Source organism: Methanohalophilus sp. DAL1, assembly GCF_001683555.1.
In the GTDB taxonomy this organism is placed as follows: domain Archaea; phylum Halobacteriota; class Methanosarcinia; order Methanosarcinales; family Methanosarcinaceae; genus Methanohalophilus; species Methanohalophilus euhalobius.
This window is the reverse complement of record NZ_MAFX01000047.1, coordinates 1-6546: the sequence shown is the minus strand read 5'-3', so window position 1 is coordinate 6546 and position 6546 is coordinate 1. Positions and strand designations below refer to the sequence as shown.

Genomic DNA, 6546 nt, shown 5'->3' with positions numbered 1-6546 from the left:
TAATAAGACTTTGTCATAATCCTTGTCAGAAACAACCAGGTTGTTAAACTTCACAGGAAAATCAATTTCAAATTTATCAATATTATTATCATATTGGACAATATTCTTGGTATGTGTTGCTTCAGAGCTAAATCCAATATTTGAAATTAAATTTTTAGAGGGAACAATAGAAAGTCCTGAATTTATTTCTCTCGAAAAAACCCATTGATAATCCCACGTGTCTATTTTACCACTATAAGTATTTTCGTATATTTTAATTCTATTAGCAATGACTATTATGCTATCATATAAATATTTCAAAACTCTAGTATTTCTGATATCTTTCCACCTATTCATATCTCTATCATAATGCATCCACGCCCTTTTCCAACTTGCCCAACCCCATATGCTTCCATAGTATGAATAAAAATAATCATAAGAATGAGAGTTCCATTTTGTGGCTTTATTTGTGCCACTTATCATCATTATTCTTTCATCTTCCATATACCTTTCAAGCAACTCTTCACAAAACCAAAAAAAACTCTGACTTGGCAAACAGTCGTCTTCAAGAATTATCCCCATCTCCTCATTCTCAAAAAACCAATCTATCGCTCCACTTACAGCATATTTGCATCCCAAATTATTATCTCTAAAAAGTGTTTTAACTTCACATTTCCAATCAATATTATTCATTACATACTCTCTAACTTGAGTTACTTTTTCAGTCTCCCCTTGTTTATCATTCCGGGCACCATCAGCAGCTATATAAAGTCTGGGCGGTTTTGCTTTTTTGATTTCTTCAAAGACCAATTTTGTTGTTTCAGGGCGATTAAAAATCAAAAAAAGAACTGGTGTATGAAGATCACAGGGTGGTATGAAATTAGTACCTTGCATTTTCATCACTTTTCAGTAAATTTTCAAAATAAGAAATGGTTTTCTTCAATCCTTCCTCTAATGATACTCTTGGTTGCCAGGACAATTCTTTTTTAGCCAAATCTATTTCTGGATTTCGCATTATAGGATCGTCTTCTGGCAATGCTTTATAGACTAATTTACTATCTGAACCCGTTAATTCAACTATTTTATTGGCTAGATCTAAAATCCTGTATTCATTTGGATTTCCAAGATTTACTGGGCCTGTAAAATCATCAGAGGAGTTCATCATGCAAATCATTCCTTCGACTAAATCATCTACATAGCAAAAACTTCTAGTTTGCTCTCCATTTCCATAAATTGTAATATCAATGCCTTCAAGAGCTTGGATTATGAAATTACTCACCACCCTCCCATCTTGAGGATGCATATTAGGCCCATAAGTGTTAAAAATTCTTATCAACTTTATATCCAAATCGTATTGGCGTTTGTAATCAAAGAAGAGAGTCTCAGCGCACCTTTTACCTTCATCATAACAAGCCCTGGGGCCGATAGTATTCACATTTCCACGGTATGTTTCAGGTTGAGGATGGACTTGAGGATCACCATACACCTCAGAAGTAGAAGCCTGCAATATTTTTGCATCTGTTCTATTGGCTAAATCCAACATATTGATGGCACCCATTACAGACGTTTTTGTGGTTTGAACAGGATCAAATTGGTAGTGAATGGGACTTGCAGGACAAGCAAGATTGTATATTTCATCAACTTCCAAAGGTATAGGAACATTGATATCATGCCTAAGAACTTCAAAGTAAGGATTATCCATCAAATGGGCAATATTGCGTTTTTTACCTGTAAAGAAATTATCTACACAAATAACTTCATGCTCCTGTTGAAGAAGATTTTCGCAAAGATGTGATCCTATAAATCCTGCACCGCCAGTAACCAATATTTGTTTGCTCATATTTACTCCCAACCAGAGATAGTATAAATAAATAACTTATATTAACTTCATATAGCTTATTCCTTAATTAATACTTTTTAAGTAGAAGGTATCTAATTCTTCTAATAATAGAAACAAAGAATATTGACTTTAAAAGCATATATACTGAAATCCTTGTCTGTTTTATAAAGAATGGCCCTAAAATCACTGCAATAAACTGCGATATAAGAGTTGCAAAAGCTGCACCATTTATTCCATGAATAGGAATCAAATATAAGTTTAAAGCAATGTTACTTACTGCTCCAATGGAAGAATATAAAAAACTATATTTTTGCAAATTTTCGGTCAATATCCATTTCGATCTGGCCACTCCTAAAAATACGAATAAACCTGCCCAAATATGAATTGAAAGAACTGCTCCTGCACCAAAGTATGCTTGTCCATAAAGAATATCTATGACCCAATCTGATAATAATGTGGTTGGAATAACGATTGCAAGAGCGATAAAATATAATAAATCATACAACTTTTGCAGCCTTTCGTAATAAAGTTCTTCAGATATTTTTTTGGATTCAATAATAGCAGGGAATAAAGAACTGCTTATTATTATGGGAACAAAATACCATGCTTCACTTAATTTTACAGCAGACGCATATATACCAACTGCCTGACTATCCAGCATTTCCTTGATCATGACCTGATCTATTTTCATGTATAAGCTAACTACGATGCCTGAAAATATAAGCGGCCAAGAACTCTTGAGCAGCGACTTTGCCATATACAAATCAAAATGCCAGGAAAAGATAGACAGACCTTTTAGATTGTAAATTAAGAAAAACCCGCCAGCTAAAATGATATTTTCCAGTAAAACAAGGAATGCAAACCATAAGAGAGGAGCACCAATGTAAATCGAATATACTTTCAATAATGAAATGCCCATAATTGTCCAGAATTTAACCTGTACTGAAAATTTCGATTGTACTTTTGACTGGTAATAAAAATCCACCACATTCATAGATTGAAACAAGGTCCCAGCTGCTATGATGAATATAAGCAGATTCGTAAATAAATCATTGGATGTGAATTGGACGCCAACAGCCAACATAGCTATGACCAAAATTGCACCCGATACTTTGAGTACAAAAGCTGTCCCAAGAAGTGAATCTCTTTTATTCCTATCTTTCACAAGCTCCCTTATCACAATTTGGTCCAAACCAAGAGTAGCGATAGCTGAAAAAAGGGCTACAAAACTTATTGAATAATTGAGCAAACCATATTGATCCGGGCCCAAATACCGGGCAACATAAACACTAACAAAAAGTGCAACTACAAGTCTAACAATGTGTTCAAAAAAAAGCCAAGAAGTATTAAAAAAATACTTTTTAAACCCTTCAGATTTGAGCACTATTAAACCTCATTCCTATAACTTACGCAAAATAATTTGTCTGCACGCCAGACATGTACATCTCAAATAAGAAACATTAAAGAAGCTTGCCCAGATCTCCTTTTACCATCATTTTAACAAGTTCTTCAAACCCAACATTTGAATCCCAACCAAGTTTCTCCTTGGCTTTAGAGGGATCCCCTATCAAAAGCTCCACCTCAGTAGGCCTGTAGTAGCGTGGATCAATCTCAACAAGAACCCTTCCAGTTTCACTATCAATTCCAACTTCATCCACACCTTCACCCTGCCATTCAATCTCAATCCCTACTTCCCTGAATGCAAGTTCCACAAATTCCCTGACCGAATGCGTCTCCCCGGTTGCTATGACAAAATCCTCAGGTTGATCCTGCTGCAGCATAAGCCACATGGCTTTGACATAATCCCCTGCAAAACCCCAGTCACGTTTGGCATCCATGTTACCAAGATATAGCCGCTCCTGCAAACCTTTCTTGATATTTGCCACAGCCATAGTGATCTTCCTTGTGACAAATGTCTCCCCCCTTATAGGAGATTCATGATTGAAAAGTATCCCATTACAGGCATACATTCCATAGGCTTCACGGTAATTTATCGTGATCCAGTAGGCATACAGTTTCGCAGCAGCGTAGGGACTTCGCGGATAAAAGGGAGTGGTTTCACTCTGAGGGATTTCCTGGACCTTGCCGTATAATTCACTGGTGGAAGCCTGGTAAAACTTCACCCTTTTTTCCATACCCAGGATTCGGATAGCCTCCAGAAGCCTCAGGGAACCTATCGCATCTGAGTTTGCGGTATACTCAGGAGTCTCAAAAGACACCTGCACATGACTCTGGGCAGCCAGGTTATAGATTTCATCCGGCTGGGTTTCCTGAATGATCCTGATCAAGTTTGTGGAATCTGTCAGATCCCCGTAATGCATGTAAAAGTTGACATTCCTTTCATGAGGATCCTTGTAAAGATGGTCAATACGCGCGGTGTTGAATGAGGAAGACCTTCTTTTAATCCCGTGCACTATGTAGCCCTTATCCAGTAAAAATTCTGCAAGATAGGCCCCGTCCTGGCCTGTGATCCCGGTTATTAAAGCAACTTTTGGCAAAATTCCACTCCTTTATAAAATTATAATTTTACGATTAATAGGACTTTATACAAATATATTTTACTGCCGCCCATATTCATCATCAAACCTGACAATATCATCCTCTGCCACATACTCTCCAAGCTGTACCTCAATGATCTCCAGTGGAATCCTGCTCGGATTACCCAGCCTGTGTCTTTCCCCTGCACGGATAAAGGTACTCTCTCCAGGCCTCACAAAATAATCGTCGCCATTGACATGAACCTCTGCCATACCTGTCACAACTACCCAGTGCTCACTCCTGTGATAATGCAACTGGAGACTGAGTTTTTGCTCTGGCATAACCACTATTTTCTTGATAACGTGATTATCGGAAGATTCAAGCACAGTATAGGAACCCCAGGGCCGATACACCGTCTGCCCTATTTTGGCACGTGGATCATTCTTTTCCTTGAGTTGGTTTACAATCTGCCTGACTTTCTGACTGCTCTCTTTAGGGCTTATCAGCAAAGCATCCGGAGTATCAACGACCACCATATCATTTACATCGATGAGGGAGACAAGTTTATCACTTCTGGAATGCACCAGATTTTTCCCGGAATCCAGTGGCAAAAGCTCACATTCATACACCACATTGTCATCCGAATCCTTATCCATTTCATCATAGAGGGCAGCAAAATTTCCCAGATCACTCCACTTGTATTGCAGGGGTACTACGGCTACTTTCTGTGATTTTTCCATGATTCCGTAATCCACAGATATAGAAGAAATGTCTGCATAAATCTGGTTTATATCCTCATTGTGCTCAAATGATTCGTAGATTTCAGGCGCACACTGTGCCAGCTCACTGAAAAAAGTTTCCGTATTGAAAAGGAACATGCCACTGTTCCAGAGACAATCTTCCTCAATATACCGACGAGCAGTTTCTTCATCCGGTTTTTCCCTGAATTCAGAGACTTTTTTCCCAATACCCAGATTTTCAGCAGGTTTAATGTAGCCATAACCAGTATTCGGAGAGGTAGGTTGAATACCGAAAGTTAGAAGATAGCCATCATCTGCCAGGGATTCAGCATTTGATATCGTTTGCATGGCCTTAGAATCCAGTACATGATCAGAAGAAAAAATGCCCACATTGGACGGCCCGAACAGGTTTCGAATCTCTTTCATCCCGAAACAGATTGCAGGTAAGGTATTTTTTCCTTCAGGCTCGATGAGTACATTCTCTTTGGGATAATCGTATCCCAGTTCCTGTATCTGGCCAATGACATAGAATTTCTGGTCTTCATTGGTCACCACGAATATTTCCGAGACATCAGATACTTCACAGCAGCGCAGGAAAGTCTGCTGGAAGAGGGAATAGTCTCCGATTTTCAGGAACTGTTTCGGATAATGCTCTCTGCTAAGCGGCCAGAGACGAGTGCCGGAGCCTCCTGCAAGAATGATGGATTTCATGTTATTTCACCAGAAATTGGAAATATGGAATATGGAGGATTATAATTGCACATATGATAAAAATCATTTGAATGCTGTAAGCAATTCCCGAACCGTCCTTCTTACGCTTCCCCCGGAATTCATCCCCGGTTTCCAGCCCAGATTTATAAGTTTCTCTACAGAAAGTCGCATTTTAGGGACATCGCCCTTCCATCCCCGTGAACCTCCTGTATAATTAAATACAACATTTTCCAATCCCATTTCCTCTACCACGCATTGCCCAATCTCAGTAGCACTAATTGTATCTTCCGAACCTATATTGAAAATATTAACGTTTTTTGAATCGACACCTTCTGCATTTTCCACGGCAAAAAGGATTGCATCGATACACTCTGAAACGTGCAAATAGGATTTAGATTGCCTGCCATCTCCCAGTATCTCCAGAGATTCTGGATTAGCGCGAAGCTTGTTGATAAAATCAAAGATAATACCGTGATTGCTGCACCTTCCAATAATATTGGCAAAGCGGAATAACCAGCAATTCATATCAAATGTATGACAATAGGAAGTGATCAGCGCCTCACCGGCAAGTTTGGATGCTCCGTACAGGGAAATTGGGACAAGTGGCCCATAATCTTCGGGCGTGGGAATAACTTTTGCCTCCCCGTACACCGTGGATGTAGAGGTGAAAACAATATTCTCTACATTATTCTTACGCATGGCCTCCAGCAGATTATAGGTAGTAAGAATGTTCTGGTCGAAGTGTACCTTTGTATTTTCCGCACCCAGCCGGACATCGGGGTTGGCAGCCACATGATA

The 6546-nt window shown here is 38.9% G+C and carries 6 protein-coding genes; all 6 read right to left on the bottom strand.

Annotation, left to right across the window (positions count from 1 at the left end):
- The coding region (locus tag A9957_RS08380; protein ID WP_292343886.1) for a hypothetical protein at positions 1-879 on the bottom strand (879 nt) is incomplete at its 3' end.
- On the bottom strand, positions 860-1819 hold the full coding sequence (locus tag A9957_RS08375) for a UDP-glucuronic acid decarboxylase family protein (RefSeq protein ID WP_292343884.1): 960 nt from the start codon (positions 1817-1819) through the stop codon (positions 860-862). The genes A9957_RS08380 and A9957_RS08375, both read right to left, overlap by 20 nt.
- 67 nt (positions 1820-1886) lie before the next feature.
- Positions 1887-3203 (bottom strand): flippase, encoded by a 1317-nt coding sequence (locus tag A9957_RS08370; RefSeq protein WP_292343882.1) that lies wholly within the window; start codon positions 3201-3203, stop codon positions 1887-1889.
- Positions 3204-3279: 76 nt separating this feature from the next.
- Complete coding sequence (gene gmd, locus A9957_RS08365) at positions 3280-4317, bottom strand: GDP-mannose 4,6-dehydratase (protein WP_292343880.1); 1038 nt, start codon at positions 4315-4317, stop codon at positions 3280-3282.
- A gap of 60 nt (positions 4318-4377) precedes the next feature.
- Entirely contained in the window at positions 4378-5748 is a 1371-nt protein-coding gene (locus A9957_RS08360) for a mannose-1-phosphate guanylyltransferase/mannose-6-phosphate isomerase (RefSeq protein WP_292343878.1), read from the bottom strand.
- 63 nt (positions 5749-5811) lie between these two features.
- Positions 5812-6546: NAD-dependent epimerase/dehydratase family protein (locus A9957_RS08355; RefSeq protein WP_292343876.1), on the bottom strand; the 735-nt coding region annotated here is incomplete at its 5' end.